Source organism: Pseudomonas sp. GM78, assembly GCF_000282475.1.
In the GTDB taxonomy this organism is placed as follows: Bacteria; Pseudomonadota; Gammaproteobacteria; order Pseudomonadales; family Pseudomonadaceae; genus Aquipseudomonas.
Genome location: NZ_AKJF01000077.1, coordinates 1 through 26,892 on the forward strand (window position 1 = coordinate 1; position 26,892 = coordinate 26,892).

The 26,892-nt window shown below is 59.5% G+C and carries 29 protein-coding genes; 28 read left to right on the plus strand and 1 reads right to left on the minus strand.

Translation table 11 applies throughout. The annotated features are described in order from the left end of the window. The 27 genes from PMI35_RS18955 to PMI35_RS18825 all read left to right on the plus strand — a co-directional run. Positions 1-916: flagellin (locus PMI35_RS18955; RefSeq protein ID WP_008058572.1), on the plus strand; the 916-nt coding region annotated here is incomplete at its 5' end. A 75-nt stretch (positions 917-991) separates the two neighbouring features. After that, a complete protein-coding gene (locus PMI35_RS18950; RefSeq protein ID WP_008058574.1) occupies positions 992-1,333 on the plus strand; it encodes a flagellar protein FlaG in 342 nt (113 codons plus the stop codon). A gap of 83 nt (positions 1,334-1,416) precedes the next feature. Beyond that, positions 1,417-2,766: a flagellar filament capping protein FliD gene (fliD, locus tag PMI35_RS18945; RefSeq protein ID WP_008058576.1), complete on the plus strand. Its 1,350-nt coding sequence runs from the start codon at positions 1,417-1,419 to the stop codon at positions 2,764-2,766. 114 nt (positions 2,767-2,880) lie between these two features. Further along, a complete protein-coding gene (gene fliS / locus PMI35_RS18940; protein WP_008058579.1) occupies positions 2,881-3,279 on the plus strand; it encodes a flagellar export chaperone FliS in 399 nt (132 codons plus the stop codon). Positions 3,280-3,294: 15 nt separating this feature from the next. Continuing rightward, positions 3,295-3,591, plus strand: a complete 297-nt coding sequence (fliT, locus tag PMI35_RS18935) for a flagellar protein FliT (protein WP_008058580.1) — start codon at positions 3,295-3,297, stop codon at positions 3,589-3,591. A 173-nt stretch (positions 3,592-3,764) separates the two neighbouring features. Continuing rightward, entirely contained in the window at positions 3,765-5,240 is a 1,476-nt protein-coding gene (locus tag PMI35_RS18930) for a sigma-54 dependent transcriptional regulator (RefSeq protein ID WP_008058586.1), read from the plus strand. 110 nt (positions 5,241-5,350) lie between these two features. Next, positions 5,351-6,586 (plus strand): sensor histidine kinase, encoded by a 1,236-nt coding sequence (locus PMI35_RS18925; RefSeq protein WP_008058588.1) that lies wholly within the window; start codon positions 5,351-5,353, stop codon positions 6,584-6,586. Between the two features lie 5 nt (positions 6,587-6,591). Further along, positions 6,592-7,968, plus strand: coding sequence for a sigma-54-dependent transcriptional regulator (locus PMI35_RS18920; protein WP_008058590.1), 1,377 nt, complete (start codon positions 6,592-6,594; stop codon positions 7,966-7,968). Between the two features lie 251 nt (positions 7,969-8,219). Beyond that, complete coding sequence (gene fliE, locus PMI35_RS18915) at positions 8,220-8,549, plus strand: flagellar hook-basal body complex protein FliE (protein WP_008058592.1); 330 nt, start codon at positions 8,220-8,222, stop codon at positions 8,547-8,549. Positions 8,550-8,564: 15 nt separating this feature from the next. Continuing rightward, complete coding sequence (gene fliF / locus PMI35_RS18910; protein ID WP_008058594.1) at positions 8,565-10,352, plus strand: flagellar basal-body MS-ring/collar protein FliF; 1,788 nt, start codon at positions 8,565-8,567, stop codon at positions 10,350-10,352. Further along, the gene (gene fliG, locus PMI35_RS18905) at positions 10,345-11,364 is read left to right on the plus strand and encodes a flagellar motor switch protein FliG (RefSeq protein WP_008058596.1); all 1,020 of its coding nucleotides are present in this window, start codon (positions 10,345-10,347) and stop codon (positions 11,362-11,364) included. The genes fliF and fliG overlap by 8 nt, the downstream gene beginning before the upstream one ends. A gap of 4 nt (positions 11,365-11,368) precedes the next feature. Further along, complete coding sequence (gene fliH, locus PMI35_RS18900) at positions 11,369-12,151, plus strand: flagellar assembly protein FliH (protein ID WP_008058597.1); 783 nt, start codon at positions 11,369-11,371, stop codon at positions 12,149-12,151. After that, positions 12,141-13,499, plus strand: coding sequence for a flagellar protein export ATPase FliI (gene fliI, locus PMI35_RS18895; RefSeq protein WP_008058601.1), 1,359 nt, complete (start codon positions 12,141-12,143; stop codon positions 13,497-13,499). Before fliH ends, fliI begins: the two co-directional genes overlap by 11 nt. A gap of 6 nt (positions 13,500-13,505) precedes the next feature. Beyond that, on the plus strand, positions 13,506-13,955 hold the full coding sequence (fliJ, locus tag PMI35_RS18890) for a flagellar export protein FliJ (protein ID WP_008058604.1): 450 nt from the start codon (positions 13,506-13,508) through the stop codon (positions 13,953-13,955). Positions 13,956-14,166: 211 nt separating this feature from the next. Next, complete coding sequence (locus PMI35_RS18885; RefSeq protein ID WP_008058607.1) at positions 14,167-14,466, plus strand: STAS domain-containing protein; 300 nt, start codon at positions 14,167-14,169, stop codon at positions 14,464-14,466. After that, positions 14,463-16,178 carry an ATP-binding SpoIIE family protein phosphatase gene (locus PMI35_RS18880; RefSeq protein WP_008058609.1) on the plus strand — a complete coding sequence of 572 codons (1,716 nt, stop codon included), beginning with the start codon at positions 14,463-14,465 and terminating at the stop codon, positions 16,176-16,178. The genes PMI35_RS18885 and PMI35_RS18880 overlap by 4 nt, the downstream gene beginning before the upstream one ends. 30 nt (positions 16,179-16,208) lie before the next feature. Continuing rightward, positions 16,209-16,559, plus strand: a complete 351-nt coding sequence (locus tag PMI35_RS18875) for an Hpt domain-containing protein (RefSeq protein WP_008058611.1) — start codon at positions 16,209-16,211, stop codon at positions 16,557-16,559. 101 nt (positions 16,560-16,660) lie between these two features. Continuing rightward, positions 16,661-17,947, plus strand: a complete 1,287-nt coding sequence (locus PMI35_RS18870; protein WP_008058613.1) for a flagellar hook-length control protein FliK — start codon at positions 16,661-16,663, stop codon at positions 17,945-17,947. A 204-nt stretch (positions 17,948-18,151) separates the two neighbouring features. Next, positions 18,152-18,652: a flagellar basal body-associated protein FliL gene (gene fliL / locus PMI35_RS18865; RefSeq protein WP_008058615.1), complete on the plus strand. Its 501-nt coding sequence runs from the start codon at positions 18,152-18,154 to the stop codon at positions 18,650-18,652. Positions 18,653-18,661: 9 nt separating this feature from the next. Beyond that, on the plus strand, positions 18,662-19,630 hold the full coding sequence (gene fliM, locus PMI35_RS18860) for a flagellar motor switch protein FliM (protein ID WP_008058617.1): 969 nt from the start codon (positions 18,662-18,664) through the stop codon (positions 19,628-19,630). Positions 19,631-19,692: 62 nt separating this feature from the next. Then, positions 19,693-20,151 carry a flagellar motor switch protein FliN gene (fliN, locus tag PMI35_RS18855; RefSeq protein ID WP_008058619.1) on the plus strand — a complete coding sequence of 153 codons (459 nt, stop codon included), beginning with the start codon at positions 19,693-19,695 and terminating at the stop codon, positions 20,149-20,151. Then, the gene (gene fliO / locus PMI35_RS18850) at positions 20,152-20,604 is read left to right on the plus strand and encodes a flagellar biosynthetic protein FliO (protein ID WP_008058621.1); all 453 of its coding nucleotides are present in this window, start codon (positions 20,152-20,154) and stop codon (positions 20,602-20,604) included. After that, complete coding sequence (gene fliP, locus PMI35_RS18845; RefSeq protein WP_008058623.1) at positions 20,604-21,362, plus strand: flagellar type III secretion system pore protein FliP; 759 nt, start codon at positions 20,604-20,606, stop codon at positions 21,360-21,362. The genes fliO and fliP overlap by 1 nt, the downstream gene beginning before the upstream one ends. Further along, the gene (fliQ, locus tag PMI35_RS18840) at positions 21,359-21,628 is read left to right on the plus strand and encodes a flagellar biosynthesis protein FliQ (RefSeq protein ID WP_008058625.1); all 270 of its coding nucleotides are present in this window, start codon (positions 21,359-21,361) and stop codon (positions 21,626-21,628) included. The genes fliP and fliQ overlap by 4 nt, the downstream gene beginning before the upstream one ends. 3 nt (positions 21,629-21,631) lie before the next feature. Then, entirely contained in the window at positions 21,632-22,417 is a 786-nt protein-coding gene (fliR, locus tag PMI35_RS18835; protein ID WP_008058628.1) for a flagellar biosynthetic protein FliR, read from the plus strand. 3 nt (positions 22,418-22,420) lie between these two features. Beyond that, positions 22,421-23,560 (plus strand): flagellar biosynthesis protein FlhB, encoded by a 1,140-nt coding sequence (gene flhB, locus PMI35_RS18830; protein WP_008058630.1) that lies wholly within the window; start codon positions 22,421-22,423, stop codon positions 23,558-23,560. A 97-nt stretch (positions 23,561-23,657) separates the two neighbouring features. Continuing rightward, a complete protein-coding gene (locus PMI35_RS18825; protein WP_008058632.1) occupies positions 23,658-24,746 on the plus strand; it encodes a phosphatidylinositol-specific phospholipase C in 1,089 nt (362 codons plus the stop codon). Positions 24,747-25,412: 666 nt separating this feature from the next. Here the strand turns inward: PMI35_RS18825 and PMI35_RS35255 are convergent. Next, positions 25,413-26,495 (minus strand): RHS repeat-associated core domain-containing protein, encoded by a 1,083-nt coding sequence (locus PMI35_RS35255; protein ID WP_008058635.1) that lies wholly within the window; start codon positions 26,493-26,495, stop codon positions 25,413-25,415. 191 nt (positions 26,496-26,686) lie between these two features. Here PMI35_RS35255 and PMI35_RS35260 point away from each other — a divergent pair. After that, a partial coding sequence (locus PMI35_RS35260) for a hypothetical protein (RefSeq protein WP_238543164.1) occupies positions 26,687-26,892 on the plus strand: 206 nt, incomplete at its 3' end.

Consider the following 26,892-nt stretch of genomic DNA (forward strand, 5'->3'; position numbering starts at 1 on the left):
CGCGGCTCCTGCCGCTAACGTAGGCAGCCCTAAAACTGTAGCAGTCACGCCTCAGACCACTGGTTTGACTTCGAACACTGATATCCGGATTAACGGCCAATCCTTCAGTTTTGCTGCGGGCGATGACCTGGATGCTGTTGTTAATAACATTAACAACAATGGCGCTCCAGGCATTCCTGGTACAGGTACTGCACTAACAGGGGTTACCGCCTCGAATCAGAATGGTCGTTTGGTTCTGTCTTCGGCAAATGGTCAAGACATTAAACTGGAAAACGGTGCTGGTGCAAACGGTGCTGGTGCGCTTGATAAGCTCGGCCTGAACGCGGGCACCACCAAAGCTGGTCTGAAGTCCGACACGTCCATAACTTTGAATGGCGTTGAAGTTAAGTTCAAGAAAGGCGACGACATGGACGGCATCGCTGCCACCATCAACGCTGCAAGTACTGGTGTGACTGCTAGCGCAGTTTCCACTAATGGCGCCAGCTCACTGTCTCTGTTCGCAGATCAGGACATCACCGTCGGTGACGGCAGCAGCGGTACCGGTCTTGCTGCATTGGGTCTGACTACTGTTGCTCCAACCACCACTGCAGTGAAAATGGAAAGCACCGTTTCCAATCTGAACATCCTGGACGGCAAAAGCGCCCAACAGGCCATCCAGGTACTGGACGGCGCCATGCAGGAACTGGACTCTCAGCGCGCCAAGCTGGGTGCCGTGCAAAACCGTTTCGACAGCACCGTAGCCAACCTGCAATCGATCTCGGAAAACTCCACCGCGGCCCGTAGCCGTGTGCAGGACGCTGACTTCGCAGCTGAAACTGCTGAGCTGAGCAAGCAACAAACCCTGCAACAGGCGTCCACCGCGATCCTGTCCCAGGCCAACCAGCTGTCGTCCTCGGTACTGAAACTGCTTCAGTAGTACCGACGCCAGGTGAATGACGGAAGGGCACGGCGACGTGCTCTTCCGTTTTTTTGATTGTGAGGGATCATCACCATGGACATGAGTGTAAAGCTGAGCCTGTCTTACCCTGCGGTGGCTTCACAAGGTAACCCTGCCGGCAAGGCCCAGGAGGCTGCGCCTGCCCTGAGCGTCGAGAAGGACAAGGAACCTCAGCGGCCCGAGCTGGAAAATGCGGTCAAGAATATCCAGGACTTTGTACAGTCCACACGGCGTCAACTGAATTTTTCGATCGATGATTCGACCGGTCTGGTCGTGGTCAAGGTCATTGCCACGGACAGTGGCGAACTGATACGGCAGCTTCCATCGGAAGCGGCATTGAAGCTGGCGCAGAGTTTGAACGATGCGAGCAGCCTGCTGTTTGATGGCAAGGCTTGAAACTGGCACGGGTTTTGTTGCAGTTGGCGCTTGACGTCTGGTTTGTCAAAAAAGCGGCAGCCGCCTAGAAAAGGAGAGAAGCGATGGCGAGTTCAACGATTAGTGGTATTGGCTCGGGGGTCGATACGCAGTCGATCGTCAAAGCTTTGGTTGCTGCGGAAAAGGCCCCGAAGCAAACGCAGATTACTGCGCAGCAGGCGACCACGACCACCCAGATTTCCGCCGTTGGCAGCATCAAAAACGCGCTGGATACCTACCGTTCCGCCATTGCCAAATTGAACACGGCATCGGCTTTCACCGGGTTGTCGGGTACATCCTCCGATGAAAAGGTCGTCAAGACCACCGTCAATTCCTCGGCCGCCGCTGGCAAATATGCGCTGGAAGTGACGCAGTTGGCGACGTCCTCCAAGGTGACATCAGATGTCTTCTCGGGTGGTGCATCCGCCACCGTCAACAGCAGCTCTGAATCACAGACGCTGAAGATTTCTCAGTCGGGCAATGATTACAACGTCAGCATTGCTGCCGGGGCGACCCTGCAGCAGGCGCGAGACGCCATCAATACCCAGCTCAACTCCAAGGGCTTGAGCGCCAACATCATCACCGATGCCAACGGCGCGCGGATGGTGATCAGTTCTTCGACCACCGGTGCCGGTACCGACATTACCCTGGGTGGCGATTCCGCACTCGCGGTGAATGCCAAGGCGGGTCCTGCTGCGCAAAACGCCAAATACACCATCGATGACATTGCACTGGAGTCGACCAGCAATACCGTTACATCGGCGATCAGTGGCGTCAATTTCGAATTGCTGACCGCGGGCAAGTCGACGGTCACGGTGGGTGCCAATACCGATACCCTGAAGACCTCGGTGCAGTCGTTTGTCACTGCGTATAACGCCCTGATCACGGCCATCAACAGTCAAACCAAGGTGAGCGCGGTAGGCGATACCACCAAAGGGGCGGCGCTGACAGGGGATGCCTCCATGCGTTCTCTGATCACGTCGGTACGTAACGAGCTGGTGAAAAGTACCGGCTCCGGCAGCATGACCATGCTCTCGCAAATGGGCATCAATACTGTACAAACCACGGGCCTGCTCGAACTGGACAGCGCCAAGTGGGACAAGGCGGTTGCGAAAAACGCGGGAGATATCGCCAAGGTCTTCACGGGCGATGATGGCTTGATCAAGCGTATGACCAAGGCCACTGATGCCTATGCGGGGACGGCAGGTATCCTGGCTTCGCGAACCACCAGTCTGAACGACAAATTGACCGACTTGACCGATCAGCAGGAAGCGCTCGATCGGCGTATCGAATCGCTCACCACCTCGCTTTCTGCCAAATACAACGCCATGGACACCCTGGTTGCCAAGCTCAACGCCACCGGTTCCAGCGTCATGACCACCCTCAATGCCATGAACAACCGCAAGGATGATTGACGTTCGGGGCGGTCGTGATCAGGCGCTGCAAGTCTAAAGTTTTCTGTGACGGGGTCGACATAAAAGCAAAGCGTCGATTCCAATTACTGTTTAAGCGTTGAACGAGGTAGAACCATGAACCCGATGAAAGCCCTTCGCCAGTATCAGAAGGTCAACTCCCATGCGCAGATTTCCGAGGCGAGTCCCCATCGTCTGGTGCAAATGCTGATGGAAGGCGGTCTCGATCGAATGGCCCAGGCCAAGGGTGCTCTGGAGCGTGGCGATATTGCGCATAAGGGTCTGATGATCGGCAAGGCCGTCGATATCATCGGTGGGTTGCGCGAAGGTATCGATGCCGAACGGGCCAAGGAAGATGAATCCCTGCAGCAGCTTGATAGCCTCTACGGCTACATGATTCAGCGGTTGACCAACGCCAACCTGAAGAATGACCCCCAGATTATCGACGAAGTGATGGGGCTGCTGGTTACCGTCAAAAGCGGTTGGGATGCGATTGCCGATCAACAAGCTGTCTAGTTTGAGGATGACGCCATGAGTCAGGCACTGCAACGGATTGAACAAACCCGCGAAGCGCTCATCGATGCACTGGCCGAACGTAACTGGGATGCCATCGGCGAGTTGGATTCTGCCTGCCGCGCTTGCGTCGACGAAGTGCTCACCGAAGCACCCATCGATGAAGAAGCCCTGCGCACCCATCTGGAAAGTCTGCTGGCGGTGTACAAAGATTTATTGACGGTGACGATGGGCGAGCGTCAGGCAATAGTCGATGAGATGTCGCAGATCAACCAAGCGAAGAGCGCCGCAAAGGTTTACCATCTGTTTGGTTAATTAATGCGTGCTGAATTTAGGCAGATTGCGCCATAAATTTGACTGTGAACGGTTTTTTGACTTTACTAGTGGCTGTTTCCAGATTTCAGGCGTCTACAGGCATTAACGGTCTGCAAGCGTCTAGCTTGCCCACTCATTTCGGGCACCGGGTTGACTAGGGAAGTTACGATTGCATGTGGCGTGAAACCAAAATTCTGCTGATCGATGACGATAGCGTCCGCCGCCGCGACCTGGCGGTGATTTTAAATTTTCTCGGCGAAGAAAATTTACCCTGCGGTAGCCACGACTGGCAGCAGGCTGTCGTCTCTTTGTCGTCTAGTCGTGAAGTGATCTGTGTCCTCATCGGGACGGTCAATGCTCCGGGTTCGCTTCAGGGCTTGTTAAAGACACTCTCGACATGGGATGAGTTCCTTCCGATTTTGCTGATGGGCGATAATTCTTCCATCGACCTGCCGGAAGACCAGCGTCGCCGTGTGCTTTCGACTCTCGAAATGCCACCCAGCTACAGCAAGTTGCTCGATTCGCTGCACCGTGCCCAGGTCTATCGCGAGATGTACGACCAGGCTCGCGAGCGCGGTCGCCATCGCGAACCCAATCTGTTCCGCAGCCTCGTCGGCACCAGCCGGGCGATCCAGCATGTGCGCCAGATGATGCAGCAAGTGGCCGACACCGATGCCAGCGTGCTGATTCTTGGTGAGTCCGGCACTGGCAAGGAAGTGGTCGCGCGCAACCTGCATTACCATTCCAAGCGCCGCGAGGCGCCGTTCGTGCCGGTCAATTGCGGGGCGATTCCGGCCGAGTTGCTGGAAAGCGAATTGTTCGGCCATGAGAAGGGCGCGTTCACCGGGGCGATCACCAGCCGCGCCGGGCGTTTCGAGCTGGCCAATGGCGGCACGCTGTTCCTCGACGAAATCGGCGACATGCCGCTGCCGATGCAGGTCAAGCTGCTGCGCGTGTTGCAGGAGCGTACATTCGAGCGCGTGGGCAGCAACAAGACCCAGAGCGTCGACGTGCGCATCATCGCGGCGACCCACAAGAATCTCGAAAGCATGATCGAGATCGGCACCTTCCGCGAAGACCTGTATTACCGCCTGAACGTGTTCCCGATCGAGATGGCGCCGCTGCGTGAGCGAGTCGAAGACATTCCGTTGCTGATGAACGAATTGATCTCGCGCATGGAGCACGAGAAGCGCGGTTCGATCCGCTTCAATTCCGCGGCCATCATGTCGCTGTGCCGTCACGGCTGGCCGGGCAACGTCCGCGAGCTGGCCAACCTGGTGGAGCGCATGGCGATCATGCATCCGTACGGGGTGATCGGCGTGGTCGAACTGCCGAAGAAATTCCGCTACGTCGACGATGAAGACGAGCAAATGGTCGACACCCTGCGCAGCGATCTTGAAGAACGGGTGGCAATCAACGGTCATACCCCGGACTTCACCACCCATGCCATGTTGCCGCCTGAAGGCTTGGACCTGAAGGATTACTTGGGTGGCCTGGAGCAAGGCCTGATCCAGCAAGCGCTGGATGACGCCAACGGTATCGTCGCGCGCGCCGCCGAACGTCTGCGCATCCGCCGCACCACGCTGGTGGAGAAAATGCGCAAGTACGGCATGAGCCGTCGTGACGGTGATGAGCAGGCGGATGATTGACGCCTGTTTTTCAACTCGTTCATTTTCAAGCGGTTTTTTTTAGGCACGGGTATTGCTACATCCCTCGCAACGTTCCGTTTCACTGACGGTCAGCCAAGCGAGAGAGCATCATGCCCCCATCCGCACAGTTGTCTCCTGCACTAGATACCCTGGGGGATGCCCCGGGGCAATCGTCGTCCGGTGAGCAGGCGAGTGGGCGTGGCCTCGAGCAAACGTTTGCCCTGTTCAACCAGATGTCGAGCCAATTGACCGACTCCTACAGCATGCTCGAAGCCCGGGTGACCGAGCTCAAGGGTGAGTTGGCGGTGGTCAGCGCCCAGCGCATGCAGGAACTGGCGGAGAAAGAACGCCTGGCCAATCGCCTGCAACATCTGCTCGACCTTTTGCCCGGTGGCATCATCGTCATCGACGCCCAGGGCATCGTGCGCGAAGCCAACCCGGCGGCGTGCGAAATGCTCGGCCTGCCCCTCGAAGGTGAGCTGTGGCGGGTGGTCATTGCCCGTTGCTTTGCACCCCGTGAAGACGACGGACATGAAGTTTCCCTCAAGGATGGTCGGCGCCTGTCGATTGCCACGCGCTCGCTGGATGCCGAACCCGGGCAGTTGGTTCTGCTCAACGACCTGACCGAGACCCGTCATCTGCAAGATCAACTGGCGCGCCACGAGCGCCTGTCTTCCCTGGGGCGCATGGTGGCGTCGCTGGCGCATCAGATTCGCACGCCGTTATCCGCCGCCTTGCTCTACGCCAGTCACTTGACCGAGCAGGCGCTGCCGGTGGACACCCAGCAACGCTTCGCCGGACGGCTCAAGGAGCGCCTGCATGAGCTGGAACATCAGGTGCGCGACATGCTGGTGTTTGCGCGCGGCGAGCTGCCATTGACCGACCGCGTGACGCCGGCGCAGTTGATGCAATCCCTGCAAGCGGCGGCCCTGACGCACGTGCAGGACCTGCCGATTCGCTGGCAATGTGACGCCCATGCCGGCGAACTGCTGTGCAATCGCGACACCCTGGTCGGTGCAGTCCTCAATCTGATCGAGAACGCCATTCAGGCCAGCGCCGCTGATGTGCGCTTGAAGGTGCATCTGTACACCCGTGGCAACAACCTGCGGTTGTGCGTCAGCGACAGCGGCAGCGGTATCGACGGTGCTGTGCTGGCGCGTCTGGGGGAGCCGTTTTTTACCACCAAGACTACCGGGACCGGCCTCGGCCTGACCGTGGTCAAAGCTGTCGCGAGGGCGCACCAGGGCGAGTTGCGGTTGCGCTCGCGGGTCGGTCGCGGCACCTGTGCGCAGGTGATGTTGCCGCTTTTTGTCAGTGAAAAAAGCAGCATCCAGGGAGTGGAGTGAAAGGCATGGGCATCAAGGTTCTACTGGTCGAAGATGACCGCGCTTTGCGCGAAGCGCTGGCAGACACGCTGTTGCTGGCCGGCCACGATTACAAGGCCGTGGGTTCGGCAGAGGAAGCCCTGGAAGCTGCTTCGTGCGAAGCGTTCAATCTGGTGGTCAGCGACGTCAACATGCCGGGCATGGACGGTCATCAATTGCTCGCTATGCTGCGGGCGCGACAGCCGCAACTGCCGGTGTTGCTGATGACGGCGCACGGTGCCGTCGAGCGCGCAGTCGATGCGATGCGTCAGGGTGCCGTGGATTATCTGGTCAAGCCGTTCGAGCCCAAGGCGCTGCTCGACCTGGTCGCACGGCATGCGCTCGGCAGTGTCGGCGCTACCGATCGCGAAGGACCTGTGGCGTTCGAGCCGGCCAGTGCGCAGTTGCTGGAATTGGCGGCGCGGGTGGCGCGCAGTGATTCCACGGTGCTGATCTCCGGAGAGTCCGGCACCGGCAAGGAGGTGCTGGCGCGCTACATTCACCAGCACTCTCATCGGGCCAGTCAGCCGTTCATCGCCATCAACTGCGCGGCGATTCCGGACAACATGCTGGAGGCCACGCTCTTCGGTCACGAAAAGGGCTCGTTCACCGGCGCTATCGCGGCGCAGGCCGGCAAGTTCGAACAGGCCGATGGCGGGACAATCCTGCTCGATGAAATTTCCGAAATGCCCCTGGGTCTGCAGGCCAAATTGCTGCGGGTGCTGCAGGAGCGCGAGGTTGAGCGAGTCGGTGGGCGCAAGCCGATTGCCCTGGATATCCGCGTGGTCGCGACCACCAATCGGGACCTGGCGGCTGAGGTGGCGGCGGGGCGTTTCCGTGAAGACCTGTATTATCGCCTGTCGGTATTCCCCCTGGCCTGGCGGGCTTTGCGCGAGCGCACCGCCGATATCCTGCCGCTGGCCGAGCGACTGCTGGCCCGGCACGTCAATAAAATGAAGCATGCGGCGGCGAGACTGTCGCCCGCGGCCCAGGCGTGCCTGATCGCCTATCCGTGGCCGGGCAATGTGCGTGAGCTGGACAATGCGCTGCAGCGCGCGCTGATCCTGCAGCAGGGCGGCATCATCGAGCCCCAGGATTTTTGCCTGAGCGGACCAATCGCTTGCGCGCCGTTGCCGCCGCTACCGACGCCAGTGCTCGTGGTCGAGGCCGAATCCGGCGGAGCGCTGGGCGACGATCTGCGGCGCCGTGAGTTCCAGATGATCATCGACACCTTGCGCGCCGAGCGCGGTCGCCGCAAAGAGGCCGCCGAGCGCCTCGGCATCAGCCCGCGCACCTTGCGCTACAAGCTGGCGCAGATGCGCGATGCCGGAATGGACGTGGAAGCGTATTTGTTTGCCACCTGACACCTGGCCTGCGCCGGACCCTGTACCTGTAGGAGCGAGCCTGCTCGCGATGGTCGTCAACGAAAACGCTGGCTGCCTGATACCCCTCGGTGCTTGTGCCTCCATCGCGAGCATGCTCGCTCCTACAGGATTGCGTCGGGATCTGGGAGCTTTTGTCTGAGGTGGTCATAGAGCTGGCACCCTTGTTGCTAACACCTCGTTACCCGCTGAGTGAGCGTCAAAAAATTGCGGGCCGCCAGAGAGAGTAGAGCATGAGCCAAGGTATTGAATTCAATCGATTGATGCTGGATATGCGCGCCATGCAAATGGACGCCATGTCTGCGCCGAAATCGACTGCCGCCGTCCCGCAAGTGAATGGCAGCAGCTTTGCCGACATGCTCGGTCAGGCCGTCAACAAGGTCAACGATACCCAGCAGGCTTCATCGGCGTTGGCCAATGCCTTCGAGATCGGCAAGAGCGGTGTCGACCTCACTGACGTGATGATTTCCTCGCAGAAGGCCAGCGTGTCTTTCCAGGCATTGACCCAGGTGCGCAACAAGCTGGTTCAGGCGTATCAGGACATCATGCAGATGCCGGTTTAAGGACGAGATTGAGTCATGGCAGATGCAATCGCTGACAATGTTCCGGCCAAGGCCAACTCCGTAGACGGCAAGCCGCCGCTGTTCGGGTTGTCCTTTCTGGAAAACCTCTCCGAGATGACCATGCTGCGCCAGGTGGGCCTGCTGGTTGGCCTGGCCGCGAGCGTGGCGATTGGCTTTGCCGTGGTGTTGTGGTCCCAGCAGCCGGACTACCGTCCGTTGTACGGCAGCCTTGCTGGCATGGACGCCAAGCAGGTGATGGATACCCTGGCTGCCGCCGATATCGCTTACACCGTCGAACCCAATTCCGGCGCCTTGCTGGTCAAGGCCGAAGACCTGTCCCGTGCGCGCCTCAAGCTCGCGGGCGCTGGTGTCACTCCCAGCGATGGCAACATCGGTTTTGAGATCCTCGACAAGGAACAGGGCCTGGGAACCAGCCAGTTCATGGAAGCGACCCGTTATCGTCGCGGCCTTGAAGGTGAGCTGGCGCGCACCATTTCCAGCCTGAACAACGTCAAGGGCGCCCGGGTGCACCTGGCGATCCCGAAAAGCTCGGTGTTCGTGCGCGATGAGCGCAAGCCGAGTGCCTCGGTGCTGGTCGAGCTGTATTCCGGGCGTTCGCTGGAGCCGGGCCAGGTCGTGGCCATCGTCAATCTGGTGGCGACCAGTGTTCCGGAACTGAGCAAATCTCAGATCACCGTCGTCGACCAGAAAGGCAACCTGCTGTCCGATCAGGCGGAAAACTCCGAACTGACCATGGCCGGCAAGCAATTCGATTACAGCCGCCGCATGGAGAGCATGCTCACCCAGCGCGTGCACAACATTCTGCAACCGGTGCTGGGCAACGACCGCTACAAGGCTGAAGTCTCGGCCGATGTCGACTTCAGCGCCGTCGAGTCCACCTCCGAACAATTCAACCCGGACCAGCCGGCGTTGCGCAGCGAGCAGTCGGTCAACGAACAGCGTACCGCCAGCAACGGCCCGCAAGGTGTGCCGGGTGCCCTGAGCAACCAGCCACCGGCGCCAGCCTCGGCGCCGCAAACCACCGGTGGCGCCACGGCGTCGGCCGGCATGGTGCAGCCCGGCCAGCCATTGCTCGATGCCAACGGCCAGCAAGTCATGGACCCGGCCACCGGCCAGCCAATGCTCGCACCTTACCCGGCTGACAAACGCCAGCAATCGACCAAGAACTTCGAGCTCGACCGCTCCATCAGTCACACCAAGCAACAACAGGGACGATTGAATCGCCTGTCGGTCTCGGTGGTGGTCGATGACCAGGTCAAGATCAACCCGGCCAATGGCGAAACCACCCGTGCGCCGTGGACTGCCGATGAATTGGCGCGCTTCACCCGCCTGGTCCAGGATGCGGTCGGTTTCGATGCCAGCCGAGGCGATAGCGTCAGCGTGATCAACATGCCGTTCTCCGCCGAGCGCGGTGAAGTGATTGCTGATATTCCGTTCTACTCCCAGCCGTGGTTCTGGGACATCGTCAAGCAGCTGCTGGGCGTCCTGTTCATTCTGGTGCTGGTGTTCGGTGTGTTGCGCCCGGTGCTCAACAACATCACCGGTGGCGGCAAAGGAAAGCAACTGGCGGGCATCGGCAGCGACGTCGAGCTCGGTGGCATGGGTGGCCTGGACGGCGAGCTGGCCAACGACCGTATCAGCCTCGGTGGCCCGACCAGCATCCTGCTGCCGAGCCCGAGCGAAGGTTATGACGCACAGTTGAACGCAATCAAGAGTCTGGTGGCAGAAGACCCGGGTCGTGTCGCCCAGGTCGTGAAAGAGTGGATTAACGCAGATGAGTGATAACCGAGCCATTGCCGCCAAACTGAGCAAGGTCGACAAAGCCGCGATCCTGCTGCTGTCACTGGGCTCAACCGATGCTGCCCAGGTGCTGCGCCACATGGGACCCAAAGAGGTCCAGCGTGTCGGCATGGCCATGGCACAGATGGGTAACGTGCACCGCGAGCAGGTCGAGCAGGTGATGAGCGAGTTCGTCGAAGTTGTCGGCGACCAGACCAGCCTGGGCGTCGGTTCCGATGACTACGTGCGCAAGATGCTCACCCAGGCCCTGGGCGAAGACAAGGCCAACGGCCTGATCGACCGCATCCTGCTGGGTGGTAATACCAGCGGCCTGGACAGCCTGAAGTGGATGGAGCCGCGCGCGGTCGCCGACGTGATTCGCTACGAGCACCCACAGATCCAGGCGATCGTGGTGGCGTACCTCGATCCGGATCAGGCCGGTGAAGTGCTGGGCAACTTCGACCACAAGGTGCGCCTGGACATCATTCTGCGGGTTTCCTCGCTTAACACCGTGCAGCCTGCGGCCCTCAAGGAACTCAACCAGATTCTCGAGAAGCAGTTCTCCGGCAACTCCAATGCTTCGCGCACCAACCTGGGCGGCATCAAGCGCGCGGCCGACATCATGAACTTCCTCGACAGCTCGATCGAAGGCCAGCTCATGGACTCGATCCGCGAAGTCGACGAAGACCTCTCCGGTCAGATCGAAGACCTCATGTTCGTCTTCAACAACCTGGCCGATGTCGACGACCGCGGTATCCAGGCGTTGCTGCGTGAAGTGTCCTCCGACGTGCTGGTGCTGGCCCTCAAGGGCTCGGACGAAAGCGTCAAGGAGAAGATCTTCAAGAACATGTCCAAGCGTGCGGCCGAGCTGTTGCGCGACGATCTCGAGGCCAAGGGCCCGGTGCGCGTCAGCGATGTGGAAACCGCGCAGAAAGAAATCCTCACCATTGCCCGTCGCATGGCCGAGGCGGGCGAAATCGTGCTCGGTGGCAAGGGCGGCGAGGAAATGATCTAACGCCATGGCCAAGAACGATGAGCAGCCCTCTGACCTGATCCGGGCCAGGGATGTCGCTGGTTTCGATACCTGGGCGCTGCCCAGCTTCGATCCGCCGGCCCCTGAGCCTGAGCCCGAGCCCGAACCCGAGCCGCCGGAAATGGAGGAAGTGCCGCTGGAGGAAGTCCAGCCACTGACCCTTGAAGAACTCGAGAGCATTCGCCAGGAAGCCTACAACGAAGGCTTCGCGGTGGGCGAGAAGGAAGGGTTCCATAGCACCACGCTCAAGGTTCGTCAGGAAGCTGAAGTGGCGTTGTCGGCCAAGGTTGCCGCGCTTGAAAAGTTGATGGCGCACCTGTTCGAGCCCATCGCCGAACAAGACACCCAGATTGAAAAGGCCCTGGTCGAGCTCGTGCGGCACATGACCAAACAGGTGATTCAGCGCGAACTGACCATGGACTCGACGCAGATCGAACACGTCATGCGCGAAGCCCTCAAGCTGTTGCCGTTGGGCGTTAACAACGTGCGGCTGTACATCAACCCGCAGGATTTCGCCCAGGTCAAAGCCCTGCGTGAGCGGCATGAGGAAACCTGGCGCATCGTCGAGGACGAGGCGCTGCTGCCCGGTGGTTGCCGGGTCGAAACCGAACACAGCCGCATCGACGCCACGGTCGAAACCCGTGTCGCGCAGGTGATGGACAAGCTGTTCGACCAGCTTCACGAACAAGCCTTGCACCCGGCGGCGGCGGATTTGAGCATTGAGTTGTCCGGCGCAAACAAACCCGTGGCGGCTCCCGATGCGCCTTGAACGCACCAGTTTCGCCAAGCGCCTGGGCAGTTATGCCGGGGCGATCGAACTGGCAGGCGCTCCGATCCTTGAAGGCCGCCTCCTGCGCATGGTCGGCCTGACCCTCGAAGCCGAGGGCTTGCGCGCGGCCATGGGCAGCCGCTGCATGGTCATCAACGATGACAGCTACCACCCGGTGCAGGTCGAAGCCGAAGTCATGGGCTTTTCCGGCAGCAAGGTCTTCCTGATGCCGGTGGGCAGCGTGGCCGGCATCGCCCCCGGTGCCCGGGTGGTTCCCCTGTCCGACAGCGGTCGCTTGCCGATGGGCATGAGCATGCTCGGGCGCGTGCTCGACGGTGCCGGCCGCGCCCTGGATGGCAAGGGCGGCATGAAAGCCGAAGACTGGGTGCCGATGGACGGCCCGACCATCAACCCGCTCAAGCGCGAGCCGATCAGCGAGCCCCTGGATGTGGGCATTCGCTGCATCAACGGCATGTTGACGGTCGGGCGCGGTCAGCGGCTCGGGTTGTTCGCCGGTACCGGCGTCGGTAAATCCGTGCTCCTGGGCATGATGACGCGCTTCACCGAGGCCGACATCATCGTCGTTGGACTGATCGGCGAGCGGGGTCGTGAGGTCAAGGAGTTCATCGAGCACATCCTCGGTGAAGAAGGGCTCAAGCGCTCGGTGGTGGTGGCATCGCCCGCGGACGATGCGCCGCTGATGCGCCTGCGCGCCGCCATGTACTGCACACGAATCGCCGAGTATTTCCGCGACAAGGGCAAGAACGTACTGTTGTTGATGGATTCGCTGACGCGTTTCGCCCAGGCCCAGCGGGAAATTGCCCTGGCCATCGGCGAGCCTCCGGCGACCAAGGGTTATCCGCCCTCGGTGTTCGCCAAGTTGCCGAAACTGGTGGAGCGCGCGGGCAATGCCGAGAAGGGCGGTGGCTCGATAACCGCGTTCTATACCGTGCTGTCCGAAGGCGACGACCAGCAGGACCCGATCGCCGACTCGGCGCGGGGCGTGCTCGACGGGCACATCGTGCTGTCGCGGCGCCTGGCCGAGGAAGGCCATTACCCGGCCATCGATATCGAGGCCTCGATCAGCCGGGTCATGCCGGCGGTGGTGTCACCGGAACACATGACCCGGGCGCAGTACTTCAAGCAGTTGTGGTCGCGCTATCAGCAGAGTCGCGACCTGATCAGTGTCGGTGCCTATGTCGCCGGCGGTGACCGCGAGACCGACCTGGCGATCTCCCTGCAGCCGCAACTGGTCAAATATCTGCGTCAGGGTCTCAACGACAGCATCAGCCTGGGCGAAAGCGAAGCGTATCTCGCCTCGATCTTCGCGCCCGCGGCGGGCGGTTAACCGGCCATGGCCCAGACTCGGGCGGGGCGCCTGGTCCCCGTGGTGGAAATGGCCGAGAAGGCCGAGAAAACCGCGGTCCAGCGTCTGGGGCACTTCCAGGGGCAGGTGCGCCTGGCCGAAAGCAAACTGGCCGACCTCGAAGCCTTTCGCCTCGACTATCAGGAGCAGTGGATTGTACGCGGCAGCAGCGGCGTGTCCGGCCAATGGCTGCTGGGCTATCAGGGTTTTCTCGCGCAGTTGGGCACGGCCATCGATCAACAGCGGCAAAGCCTCGCCTGGCACCAGAACAACCTGAACAAGGCGCGGGACACCTGGCAACAGGCATTCGCCCGGGTCGAAGGCTTGCGCAAGCTTGTACAGCGCTACCAGGACGAAGCACGGGCGCTGGAGGACAAGCGCGAGCAAAAGCTGCTGGATGAATTGTCCCAGCGGTTGCCGCGCCATGATGCGTATTGAACCAGATCGACCGCGTTATCGTTCTTCGCGGGCAAGCCCGCTCCCACAGGATTGGGGTGTACGCGAAATCGTGTACGACAGAGAAACCTGTGGGAGCGGGCTTGCCCGCGATTGCGATCCAACGGACACCGCGATTTCCTGCCTTGCCCCAACCTCTACCAAATGCTAAACCTTGTACAAGCAGGTTTACCAACGACAAGGAAGCCATGACATGTCAGTCGTTACGGAAGTCTCCCCGGATGGGCTAAAGCTGACGATATCGGTCAAGGGACGATTCGATTTCGCCAAGCATCAGGAATTTCGTCAATCCTACGAAGACAAGGCGCTCGCCGAAGTCGTCGTCGACCTGAAAGAGGCCACCTACCTCGACAGTTCCGCCTTGGGCATGCTGCTGCTGTTGCGTGATCACGCCGGTGGCGACGATTCCGATATCCGTGTGGTCAACAGCAGTTGCGATGTGAGGAAAATCCTCGCCATCTCCAATTTCGACAAGCTGTTCGACATCAGTTGACCAGTGTGCAAACGGCACTCGAATCGCTGACGATCCTGATCGCCGAAGACAGCGCGGCTGACCGCATGCTGTTGTCGAGCATCGTCCGCCGTCAGGGGCATCAAGTGCTGACGGCTGCCAATGGCGCCGAAGCGGTCGAAATGTTTCGCCAGCAACGCCCGCAACTGGTGCTGATGGACGCGATGATGCCGGTGATGGACGGCTTCGAGGCGGCCGCTCAGATAAAGGAATTGGCCGGGGAAACGCTGGTGCCGATCATCTTTCTGACCTCGCTGTCGGAAAGCCAGGCGCTGGCCCGCTGCCTGGAGGTCGGGGGTGACGACTTTCTGGCAAAGCCCTACAACCAGGTGATCCTCGCCGCCAAAATCAAGGCGATGGACCGCTTGCGGCGCTTGCAGGCCACGGTTTTGCAGCAGCGCGACCAGATCGCCAGGCACCACGAATATTTGCTCAACGAGCAGCGGGTGGCCAAGGCGGTATTCGACAAAGTGGCCCATTCCGGTTGCCTGAATGCGCCCAACATCCGCTACCTGCAATCGCCCTACGCATTGTTCAACGGCGACTTGCTGTTGGCCGCGTTCACCCCGGCAGGGGACATGCATGTACTGCTCGGTGATTTCACCGGCCATGGCCTGCCCGCCGCCGTTGGCGCCATGCCCCTGGCCGAAGTCTTCTACGGCATGACTGCCAAGGGTTACGGCCTGGCCGAAACCCTGCGCGAGATGAATGCCAAGCTCAAGCGCATCTTGCCGGTGGACATGTTCTGCTGCGCCACGATGCTGTGCCTGAGTTTCCAGAGCCGCTCGGTGGAGGTCTGGAACGGCGGCATGCCGGATGGCTACCTTCACAGCGTCGCCAGCGGGACGCGAACGCCACTGACAGCGCGGCATTTGCCGCTGGGTGTGCTGAGCCCGCAAACCTTCGATGATCGCACCGAAGTGTTTCCGATGGCCGTGGGTGATCGGGTGTTCCTGTTGTCCGACGGCGTGATCGATACCTGCGATGCCGATGAACAGCTGTTTGGCGTGCAGCGGTTGCAGCAGGTCTTTGCCGCCAATCGTCAGCCCGACACCTTGTTCGAGGACATTGAGCAGGCGCTGCGAGACTTTCGCGGTGAAGCGCGCGACGACGTCAGCATGGTCGAAGTCAGCCTGCCTGTGCCCGCGCAGGCGAGTGCGCCGGTGCCAATCTATTCTGACAGCGGCCAGTCCTGTCCACTGGACTGGTCGGCCAGTTTCGAGTTTCGCGCCGCGACGCTCAAACGCTTCAATCCGTTGCCCTACCTCTTGCAATTGCTGCAGGAAGTGCACGGTCTGCGGGCTCAAAGCGGGGCGCTCTACAGTGTTCTGGCGGAGCTGTACTCCAATGCACTGGAGCACGGGGTGCTGGGCCTGGACTCCAGCCTCAAGCGCGATGTGTCAGGGTTTACCCGCTATTATCAACAACGCAATGCACGCCTGGATGAGCTGCAGGACGGTTATGTCCGGGTGCATTTGCAGGTCACGCCGCAGGGCGAGGGCGGTTGCCTGGCGATTCGCGTCGAGGACAGCGGCAAGGGGTTCGATGTCGGGCGGGTACTGGAGCGCCCCGTCGATCCTGTCCGTCTGTCCGGACGTGGCGTCAGCCTGATCCGTCAGCTGGGTCATAATGCAAGCTGGTCCGACGATGGTCGAAGTGCCCGCGTGGAGTTTCTCTGGAAGGCTCTGGCATAATCCGTAAATTCTTGATCAGGGAGCGAACAAGTGACTGACAAACATCTGGACCTGGACGCGCTGAGCGCGTTGCGCGAGGTCATGGAGGACGCGTATCCGCAGTTGCTGGATACCTTTCTCGCCGATTCCGAAGAGCGCCTGCAGTCGCTGCGCAAGGCAGGGCAGGTTGCGCAACTGGTAGACGTGGCGCACAGCTTCAAGGGCAGCAGCAGCAATATGGGGGCCGTCAAGCTTGTCGCGCTATGTGGCGAGCTCGAGAAGAACGCTGAAAAGCTTTCGTCCTCCCAAATCCAGGAGTTGATTGCTGCAATCGACCTTGAGTTCGCGATCGTTCGTCCTCTTTACGAAGCTGAGCGGCAGCGGTCCCTGGCGGAAAGTTGAAGCGTAAGGTGTATTTCGTCGTCATCGGGTGAAACTGGCCCGCCCCTTGCTATCAACTCTTTCAACTGTACCTACGATCCCAGTACAGCGGAGACCGTTCAATGCCCTTTACCCCCAATTCTCTCCTCCAGGCCACCGCTCAGGCCAAGAGTCAGGCCGCCGCCGCCCCTTCCACGAAGGTCGCCGCCGAGCCCGGGGACAAGGCGTCCAGCTTCTCTCAGGTGTACGCCACACAAGGCCGGAACCCCTCTGTAGCGACCGCTGACGGACCTTCGAAACCACCACGTGACAAGGTGGCGGACAGCGCCGATAAAAAGGCCGTCGACAAGGATAACGCTGCCGCCGAAAAGCCTGCCGTTGCCGATAGCGGCAAAAACTTGCCCGCCGACAAACCGGCGCAAGTCGACGACAAACCGGCCAGCGATACGCCGGACGCCGGGCAGGCAACGGTCGTCGATGCCGTACCTGTTGATCCTGCCTCGTTGCCTGTAGTTGCGACGCCTGTTTCGGCTGATTCGCCAGTCGTTGAAGCGATCGTGGCGTCGATCATCCCCCCGGCCGTCCCTGCCACCGACGCTGGTTTCGATCCCGAAGCCGACCCGCTCGACGCCCTGCCAGCCCTGCGCATGGCCATGGAGCAGAGCGGCCATGTCTCGGCCTCGAGCCAGGCGCAGCCCAAAGCGGCACCGACGCCGGCCGACGGCGAGCCGACCGGGGCGCAGACCTTTGCCGCCGGCATGGCGAACATGCTCGATGTGCAAGCTGGCAAGGACAGCACCGGCCAGGGGGGCGACCAGGCCTTCAGTGGCCTGATCGATGAGGGGCTCAAGGACCTCAAGTCTGCCAGCAGCGATACCCGGGTCGACGATTTCGCCAACCGTCTGGCGGCACTGACCCAGGCGGCCACGCCAAAAACCGCCAACGCGGTGCCGGTCAACCAGCCCATCGCGATGCATCAGAGCGGCTGGACCGAAGAAGTGGTGAATCGGGTCATGTACCTGTCCAGCGCCAATCTCAAGGCCGCCGATATCCAGTTGCAGCCGGCGGAGCTCGGCCGCCTCGACATTCGGGTGAACATGGTGCCCGATCAACAGACCCAGGTGACGTTCATGAGCGCGCACCCGGGCGTGCGTGAAGCGCTGGACGGTCAGATGCAGCGTTTGCGTGACATGTTCACCCAGCAGGGCATGGGCCAGGTCGACGTCAACGTTTCCGACCAGTCCCGGGGGTCGCAGGATCAGGCACAGCAGCAGGCACAGAGTGGACGTACCAGTGCCGGCGGCGGTCGCCTTGATTCGATGGATGACGAAATCACCCCAAGTGTGACTGAAGTGGCCGCAACGGCTACCCGAGTGATCGGCTCCAGCGCCGTCGACTACTACGCCTGACCAGGGGCCGCACTAACCCTGTGGGAGCGAGCCTGCTCGCGAAGGGGCCGTAACAGTCAACATCTTCATCGACTGTTATGCCGCTTTCGCGAGCAGGCTCGCTCCCACATGGGTTTGTGGGGCTTGCAGATCCGATCGTTGGCATAACACTTGCTCCTGCCTTGTCGCGCGACTGTAAAAACCGAATAGTGACGGATTATTGGCATGGCGAAGAGCGACGCAGCAGCAAAAGACCCCGCAACCAAAGGCAAACTCAAGCTGATCATCTTGATCGTGGTGGCGCTGCTGCTGGCGATCGGCTTGTCCGTGGGGGCGACCTGGTACTTCATGCACAGTGCCCAGAGCAAGCCTGACGTCGTGGCCGACACCGCCGTCATGGGCAAACAACCCGCCGTTTTCGAGCCGATGGCTCCGGCGTTCGTGGCCAACTACAACCAGAACGGTCGCCAGCGCTACATGCAAGTGAGCATTACCATGCTCGCGCGCAACCAGGCGGATCTGGACGCGCTCAAGGTGCACATGCCGGTGATCCGCAACAACCTGGTGATGCTCTTCTCCGGTCAGGATTTCGCGACCCTCGCCTCGCCGGTCGGCCAGGAAATGTTGCGCCAGAAGGCCACGGCCAGCGTCCAGGAAGTGGCGCAGAAAGAGCTCGGCAAAGTGGTGATCGAACAGTTGCTTTTCACTAATTTCGTACTGCAGTAGGAACACGACATGGCCGTGCAGGACCTGCTGTCCCAGGATGAGATCGACGCGCTGCTGCATGGCGTCGACGATGGTCTGGTACAGACCGATATTGCTGCCGAACCCGGCACCGTCAAGAGCTATGACCTGACCAGCCAGGATCGCATCGTCCGTGGACGCATGCCGACCCTGGAAATGATCAACGAGCGTTTTGCCCGCTACACGCGCATCAGCATGTTCAACATGCTGCGCCGCTCGGCAGACGTAGCGGTCGGTGGCGTGCAGGTGATGAAGTTCGGCGAATACGTGCACTCGCTGTACGTGCCGACCAGTCTCAACCTGGTCAAGATCAAGCCGCTGCGCGGCACGGCGCTGTTTATCCTCGACGCCAAGCTGGTGTTCAAGCTGGTGGACAACTTCTTCGGCGGCGATGGCCGCCACGCCAAGATCGAGGGGCGTGAGTTCACTCCGACCGAGTTGCGCGTGGTGCGCATGGTGCTGGAGCAGGCCTTCATCGACTTGAAGGAAGCCTGGCAGGCGATCATGGAAGTGAACTTCGAGTACATCAACTCGGAAGTGAACCCGGCCATGGCCAACATCGTCGGCCCGAGCGAAGCCATTGTGGTGTCGACCTTCCACATCGAACTCGATGGCGGTGGCGGTGACCTGCACGTGACCATGCCTTATTCGATGATCGAACCGGTGCGCGAAATGCTCGATGCCGGCTTCCAGTCCGATCTCGACGACCAGGACGAACGTTGGGTCAACGCCTTGCGCCAGGACGTGCTGGACGTCGATGTACCGATCAATGCCACGGTTGCCCGTCGCCAGTTGAAGCTACGCGACATCCTGCACATGCAGCCCGGGGATGTGATTCCCGTGGACATGCAGGAAGAACTGGTCATGCGCGCCAACGGCGTGCCGGCCTTCAAGGTCAAGATGGGCTCGCACAAGGGCAACCTTGCACTGCAAGTGATCGAGCCGATCGAACGCCGTTGAAGCGGCACTACTACCCCTATTAATTAACTCTTCATTGAAGAGTTATTCGCCGAGGACAAATGATGGCTGACAATATGAATACCCTGGACGACCAGGCGCTGGCGGATGAGTGGGCTGCGGCCCTGGAAGAAACCGGCGATGCCGGGCAGGCCGATATCGATGCCTTGCTGGCCGCCGATGCTGGCCGTTCTTCGTCCAACCGCCTGCCCATGGAAGAGTTCGGCAGCGTGCCGAGGAACAACGACCCGGTGAGCCTGGAAGGCCCGAACCTGGACGTGATCCTCGATATCCCGGTGTCGATCTCCATGGAGGTCGGCAGCACCGACATCAACATCCGCAACCTGTTGCAGCTCAACCAGGGTTCGGTCATCGAACTCGATCGCCTGGCCGGTGAGCCGCTGGACGTGCTGGTCAACGGCACCCTAATCGCCCATGGCGAAGTGGTAGTGGTCAACGAGAAGTTCGGCATCCGCCTGACTGACGTGATCAGCCCAAGCGAACGCATCAAGAAGCTGCGCTGAGTGAAAAGGCTTCTGGGGTTGTTCTCGGGATTGGCGCTGGCGTTGCCGTGCCTTGTGCTGGCCGCCGAGCCCGTCGCCAATGCCGCCGCTGCGCCTGCGGTCAACAGCGGCGTGGCCGGGCAACTGACGCAGCTTGTGCTGGGTTTGTTGCTGGTGCTGGGGCTGATTTTCTTCCTCGCCTGGCTCTTGCGCCGGGTGCAACAGGCCGGGCCAGCCGGCAAGGGGCAGGTGATCGAGCTGATCGGCTCCCGTGCGCTGGGGCCCCGTGATCGCTTGATACTCGTGCAGGTCGGCAACGAGCAGATCCTGCTTGGCCTGAGCCCGGGCACCATCACCGCGTTGCATGTGCTCAAGGAGCCGGTGCAAGTGCCGAGCGGGACTGAAAAAGCCACCCCCGAGTTTGCCCAGCGCCTGATGGAGTTGATGGGCAAGGATCAGAAGGATAAGAAGTAATGGGTGCGCTGCGCATCATCTTGACGCTGGCCCTGATGCTGGCCGCGCCGCTGGCGTTCGCCGCCGATCCGTTGTCTATCCCGGCGATCACCCTGGGCACCAACGCCGAAGGCGCGCAGGAGTATTCGGTCAGCCTGCAAATCCTGCTGATCATGACCGCGCTGAGTTTCATCCCGGCGTTCGTCATGCTGATGACCAGCTTCACGCGGATCATCATCGTCTTCTCGATCCTGCGCCAGGCCCTCGGTTTGCAGCAGACGCCGTCGAACCAGATCCTCACCGGCATGGCGCTGTTCCTGACCCTGTTCATCATGGCCCCGGTGTTCGACCGGGTGAACCAGGATGCCTTGCAACCTTACCTCGCGGAAAAAATGACCGCCCAGGATGCCGTGGCCAAGGCCCAGGTACCGATCAAGGACTTCATGCTGGCCCAGACCCGCACCAGTGACCTGGAGCTGTTCATGCGCCTGTCCAAGCGCACCGACATCGCCACGCCGGACCAGGCGCCGCTGACCATCCTGGTGCCGGCCTTCGTCACCTCCGAGCTCAAGACAGCGTTCCAGATTGGTTTCATGATCTTCATCCCGTTCCTGATCATCGACCTGGTAGTGGCCAGTGTGCTGATGGCCATGGGTATGATGATGCTCTCGCCGCTGATCATTTCCCTGCCGTTCAAGATCATGCTGTTCGTGCTGGTCGATGGCTGGGCGCTGATCATCGGCACCTTGGCCAGCAGCTTCGGCGGTGTGTCGCCATGACGCCAGAAGTTGCCGTCGACATTTTCCGCGAAGCCTTGTGGCTGACCACGCTGATGGTCGCGGTGCTGGTGATCCCGAGCCTGCTGGTCGGCCTGATCGTGGCGATGTTCCAGGCCGCGACCCAGATCAACGAACAGACCTTGAGCTTCCTGCCGCGCCTGTTGGTGATGCTGGTAACGCTGATCGTGGCCGGCCCCTGGCTGGTGCAGACCTTCATGGAATACATCCTGCAGTTGTACGGCAGTATTCCGCAGGTCATCGGCTAAGCCATGTCGTCGCTGCTGCAACTGACCGATACCCAGATCAGCACCTGGGTGGCGACGTTCATGCTGCCGCTGTTTCGCGTCGGCGCCTTGCTGATGGTCATGCCGGTGTTCGGCACCGCCCTGGTGCCCAAGCGCATCCGCCTGTACTTCGCCCTGGCCATCACCGTGGTCATCGCCCCGGGCCTGCCGCCGATGCCGCCGGTGAACGCGCTGGACCTGAGTGGGCTGCTGCTGATTGCCGAGCAGATCCTCGTCGGCGCGATCCTGGGCTTCTCCCTGCAACTGTTCTTCCAGGCCTTCGTGGTGGCGGGGCAGATCGTAGCAATCCAGATGGGCATGGGCTTCGCCTCGATGGTCGACCCCACCAACGGCGTCTCGGTGGCGGTGATCGGGCAGTTCTTCACCATGCTGGTGACGCTGATGTTCCTCTCCATGAACGGCCATCTGGTGGTGTTCGAGGTCCTGACCGAGAGCTTCACCACCTTGCCGGTCGGCAGCGGACTGATGGTCAACCACTATTGGGAGCTGGCCGGCAAGCTCGGCTGGGTGCTCGGCGCAGCGCTGCTGCTGGTGCTGCCGGCGATCACCGCGCTGCTGGTGGTCAACATCGCGTTTGGGGTGATGACCCGGGCGGCGCCGCAACTGAACATCTTCTCCATCGGCTTCCCGCTGACCCTGGTGTTGGGGATGTTTATCCTCTGGGTCGGGCTGGCGGACATTCTCAACCAGTATCAACCGCTGGCCTCCGAGGCCTTGCAGTTTTTACGCGAACTGGCACAGGCGCGCTGACTAATGTCTGAGAGCGAAAGCGGTCAGGACAAGACAGAAGACCCCACGGAGAAAAAGAAAAAGGACGCCCGAGAGAAGGGTGAGATTGCCCGTTCCAAGGAGCTCAATACCCTGGCGGTCATGCTCGCTGGAGCCGGTGCGCTGCTGGTGTTCGGTGGCGCCCTGGCCCAGGACATGATGGACCTGATGCGCCTGAATTTTTCCCTGTCGCGGGATGTGGTGCTGGACCCGCGCGCAATGGGTACCTACCTACTGCACTCGGGGCAGATCGCCTTGCTGGCGATTCAGCCGGTGATGATCACCTTGCTCCTGGCCGCGTTGATCGGCCCGATTTCCCTCGGCGGCTGGTTGTTCTCCGCCGGCACCATGGCGCCCAAGTTCAGCCGCATGAACCCCGGCGCGGGTCTCAAGCGCATGTTCTCGGCCAAGGCCCTGACCGAACTGCTCAAGGCCCTGGCCAAGTTCTTCATCGTCCTGTTCGTGGCCCTGGCGGTGTTGTCGGCGGACATCGACGACCTGCTGCGCATCGCCCACGAACCGCTGGATCGCGCCATCACCCACAGCCTGCAAGTGGTCGGCTGGAGCACCCTGTGGATGGCCTGCGGGCTGATCATCATCGCCGCCGTCGACGTGCCGATCCAGATCTGGGAAAGCATCAAGAAGCTCAAGATGACCAAGCAGGAAATCCGCGACGAGCACAAGGACCAGGAAGGGCGGCCGGAGGTCAAGCAGCGGATTCGCCAGCTGCAACGCGAGATGTCCCAGCGGCGGATGATGGCGGCGGTGCCGGATGCCGACGTGGTCATCACCAACCCGACCCACTATGCCGTGGCCCTCAAGTACGATCCGGACAAGAGCGGGGCGCCGATGCTGATCGCCAAGGGCAGTGACTTTTTGGCGTTGAAGATACGCGAGATTGCGGCGGCTAATGAGATTCTGCTTCTGGAATCGCCGGCGTTGGCGCGGTCGATTTATTATTCCACGGAGTTGGAGCAGGAGATTCCAGGCGGGTTGTATCTGGCGGTGGCGCAGGTGTTGGCGTACGTCTATCAGATTCGCCAGTATCGCGCGGGCAAGGGCAAGCGACCGGATCCGTTGAAGGATGATTTGCCGATTCCGCCAGATCTGCGCCGGGACTCCTGATCAAGCGTCACCGCAAAAAATATCTATGTAGGGCACTTTCCGAGTCCATCCAGTTAGCATCCAGGAGCGTTCATTAGCAGCCAAGGAGGGCGTGACTATGAAGCTTGGAATGACGACTGGATTTTTTCTGGGACTGCTCTACTGCTTGGCATGGCCCGCTTACGGCCATCTCGATGGCGCGTACTCCCATGACCCGGATGATCCATTCACCGATAGATCGCAATGGATGAAAACGATCCGCGACGATGTCCAGCTCAGTGAAATGGCGTTGCCGGGTACCCATGATTCGGCAACTTTCCAGGTCACCTGGTATCCGGTTTACAAGGATGTCGTCGAAACTCAAACCCTCGGTTTCGACAAACAGTTGGAATACGGAATACGGGTATTCGACCTGCGGATTCGTCGCACGGGCGATGCTTTGGCGCTGCATCACGGTGCAGTGTTCCTGGACCGGATGTTGGGCTCGGCACTGGAGGCGATCAAGCGGTTCCTGCGAGAGAATCCCGGTGAGACGGTACTGATTCGGGTGAGTGATGAGTACGAGTCAGACACGAACGTCAGCCAGAGCCTGGAGTATGTCTTCGATCAATACATGCAGCTGTATTCGGGTATCTATCTGAAAACCCAGAACCCGAAACTTACGCTGGGCGAGGCGCGCGGCAAGTTTGTGGTGTTATCGGCCGATGCCAGGCTCAATAAATTTGGGCTCAGTTACAGGGATGAGAGCATTTTCAACATTCAGGACGATTACTCCATGGGCTCGAACTGGGATCTGCATGACAAGTACATCAAGATAAAACAGCAGTTGCACAATGCCGCAGCGGGCAGTCGGGATACGTTTTATCTGAACTACCTTTCGGCCAGTCATCGTTCGTTTCCTTATTTTGTTGCCAGTGGCCATGTGTCCCCAGGAACGGACGCGGCAAGGTTGTGGACAGGGCTGATTGATTTTGGGCATAGCGACCTCTATCCAAGGTTTCCAAGGACAGGGTGTACTGGGGGAATGTGTTTTATCTCTTTTGAAGGCACCAACACACTGACTCGGGACGATTTAAAGGTGTTGAATGGTCAGTCTACGCAGGTAAGAACGGTGGGTGTCGTGTTGGCGGATTTTCCGGGTGATTCGCTGATCGACAGTATTATTCGTAACAACTATCGGCGCGGGCATAATTTAGGTAAAGATTGAGTTTTGCTGGTTTCTGAAGGGGTTTGTCACATCCTTGGAAACAAACAGCCTTTTTATGCCAGGCGCTGTATCGCCTGAAGGGCGAGTGGGGTTTTAGCCTTGACGTGAGACCGGCTAATGGGTGTCCCCCTTTTTTTCTTGCATGATCCGAGCTCGGAAGGGCGGGCTGGCTGGGTTGCACGTCGTTTACGGCTAGATATTTCTGAGTCGTCTTCGCCTGTTCCTTGGCTCGGTGTCTGACGTGATTAGGCTTGGTCTGGCTCTGAATGCAGAGATCAAGTTTTCATCGCCCGCATTATGGATTTCCTGCCTGTTTCGACTAGATGCGGAGTTTAGAGTTTCTGTGGCTGTTTATTTTTCGATGTTTCTCAGCGCTTAGGTTTGCAAGGGCGGGGCTGGGTGATCTTGGTAAAAATATCAGAATTTAACTTACGTTGGTGTAGAGGGTGTTGCGACGATTGCTTTCGTTGGGGGGTGGAGTTCTCGAAAATACGATAATAGGCTCAAGCGCATTTTTTGAACAAGCGGAAAAGGGGAAAAGGGGGCAGATTTATTTAAAGCAATTCATTGTTGTGCGTGGCGCTTAAATAAATCTGTCCCCTTTTTCTTACTTTTTCTTGTTCTTTTTCTTGCCTTTTTCTTGTTCGTTTCACCTTTGTTTCTTGTTTATTTTATTTCGAGAATATAACTCGCTTTGCCGGATCGATCAGTTGCTCTGCGAATGTCATCAACGCGGGATTGTAAATGCGATAACTTGCGGTTGAGCCTTTTTAATCCTGAAAGGATTATTTGATTGGTGAGCTCCTCAGAGAGCGACCAAGGTTGTTGTTGGTTTCTTGGTGGGGTCATAGTGGGTAGTTGTCTTAGTTCTTGTGGTGTGGCTGAGCCATACTCTTGAATGATGCCTGTTTTTGTTTTTGGCTCAAACATGTCAAGGTTCATTGATTGATCACTTAGTGAATTTCTAGAGCTAAAGCTAGAGCTAGAGCTAGAGCTAGAGCTAGAGCTAGAGCTACTGCTAGTACTGAATCTGTGAGCTGTATGTGATGACATAGGAGTGCTCGCGAGATCGCCAGTGCTCTTTGTTGAAGCAGGGGTAGGTGTTCCAAATTTATGTGCGTATTTTGCTGTCGTGCTGTGTTGGAAAGAATTTGTGAGTCTGCTGGGATGCTTGAATCTGTTCTGTATTAGTCTTGACAGGTTGGCGATTGCGGGGAAGTGCCCGGTTGGATCGTACAAATTTATCGGGTTCCCGAAGCAATATGCATAACAATTCATCCCGCCCTCATCAAATGGGCTCATATTGTCTGGGCTGTTGAATCGCATCAACACCGGATTAAACGCTCGATACCCATTCCCCAGTAAATAACCTCCCGTCACCGGATCCCGCCGTTCGCCATTAAAACCCAGCAAGCTGAGTAATCCGCTCTCAATAGAATGGTGGCCGTAGGGCGAATAGGCGATGGGTTGCGGTGGATGGCTATCCTTGACTTGCAGTACCGAACGCTGCTGATCGGTGGCCAGCAGCGTGGTATCAGGAGTATCACCATCACTACGTTGCTGCGCCAGCAACTGGTCACCCTGCTGGAAGATCGAGTAGCACATCGCCCCCTGTATCTCGGTGGCCAGCCTGCTTTTGCAGTAGAAGCGCTGGCGCTCGGGGATATCTGGCAGTGCATGACTGATCAGGCGATAGAGGGGGTCGTAGTGGTAATGGCAGAGCACGGTTTCGCGCGGTGATGATGTCATGGGTGGTTACTCCAAGGACCGAAGTGCGGGAGTTCAGTATTCGCGTCTTTGCAGAAGTTGGGTACTAGCAGAACTGATAGGTGTGCTGCGAAAAGGTGCGAAAAGGGGACTGCGAAAAGGCAACGAAAAGGGGACCAACGAAAAGGCAACGAAAAGAACGAAAAGGAAAGGCGAAAAGGGGACAGATTTATTTGACCACAGGCGAAAAGGGGACAGATTTATTTGACCACCGAAAAGGGACAGGCCGGAAAGAGAGAAAAGAGAAGAAAAGGGGACAGATTTATTTAATGGACAGGAGAGAAAAGGGGACAGATTTATTTAATGGACAGAAAAGAGGCAAGAAAAGGGGGGGGGCGCATTTGAGCGAAAAGGGGGCAGATTTATTTGACCACCGAAA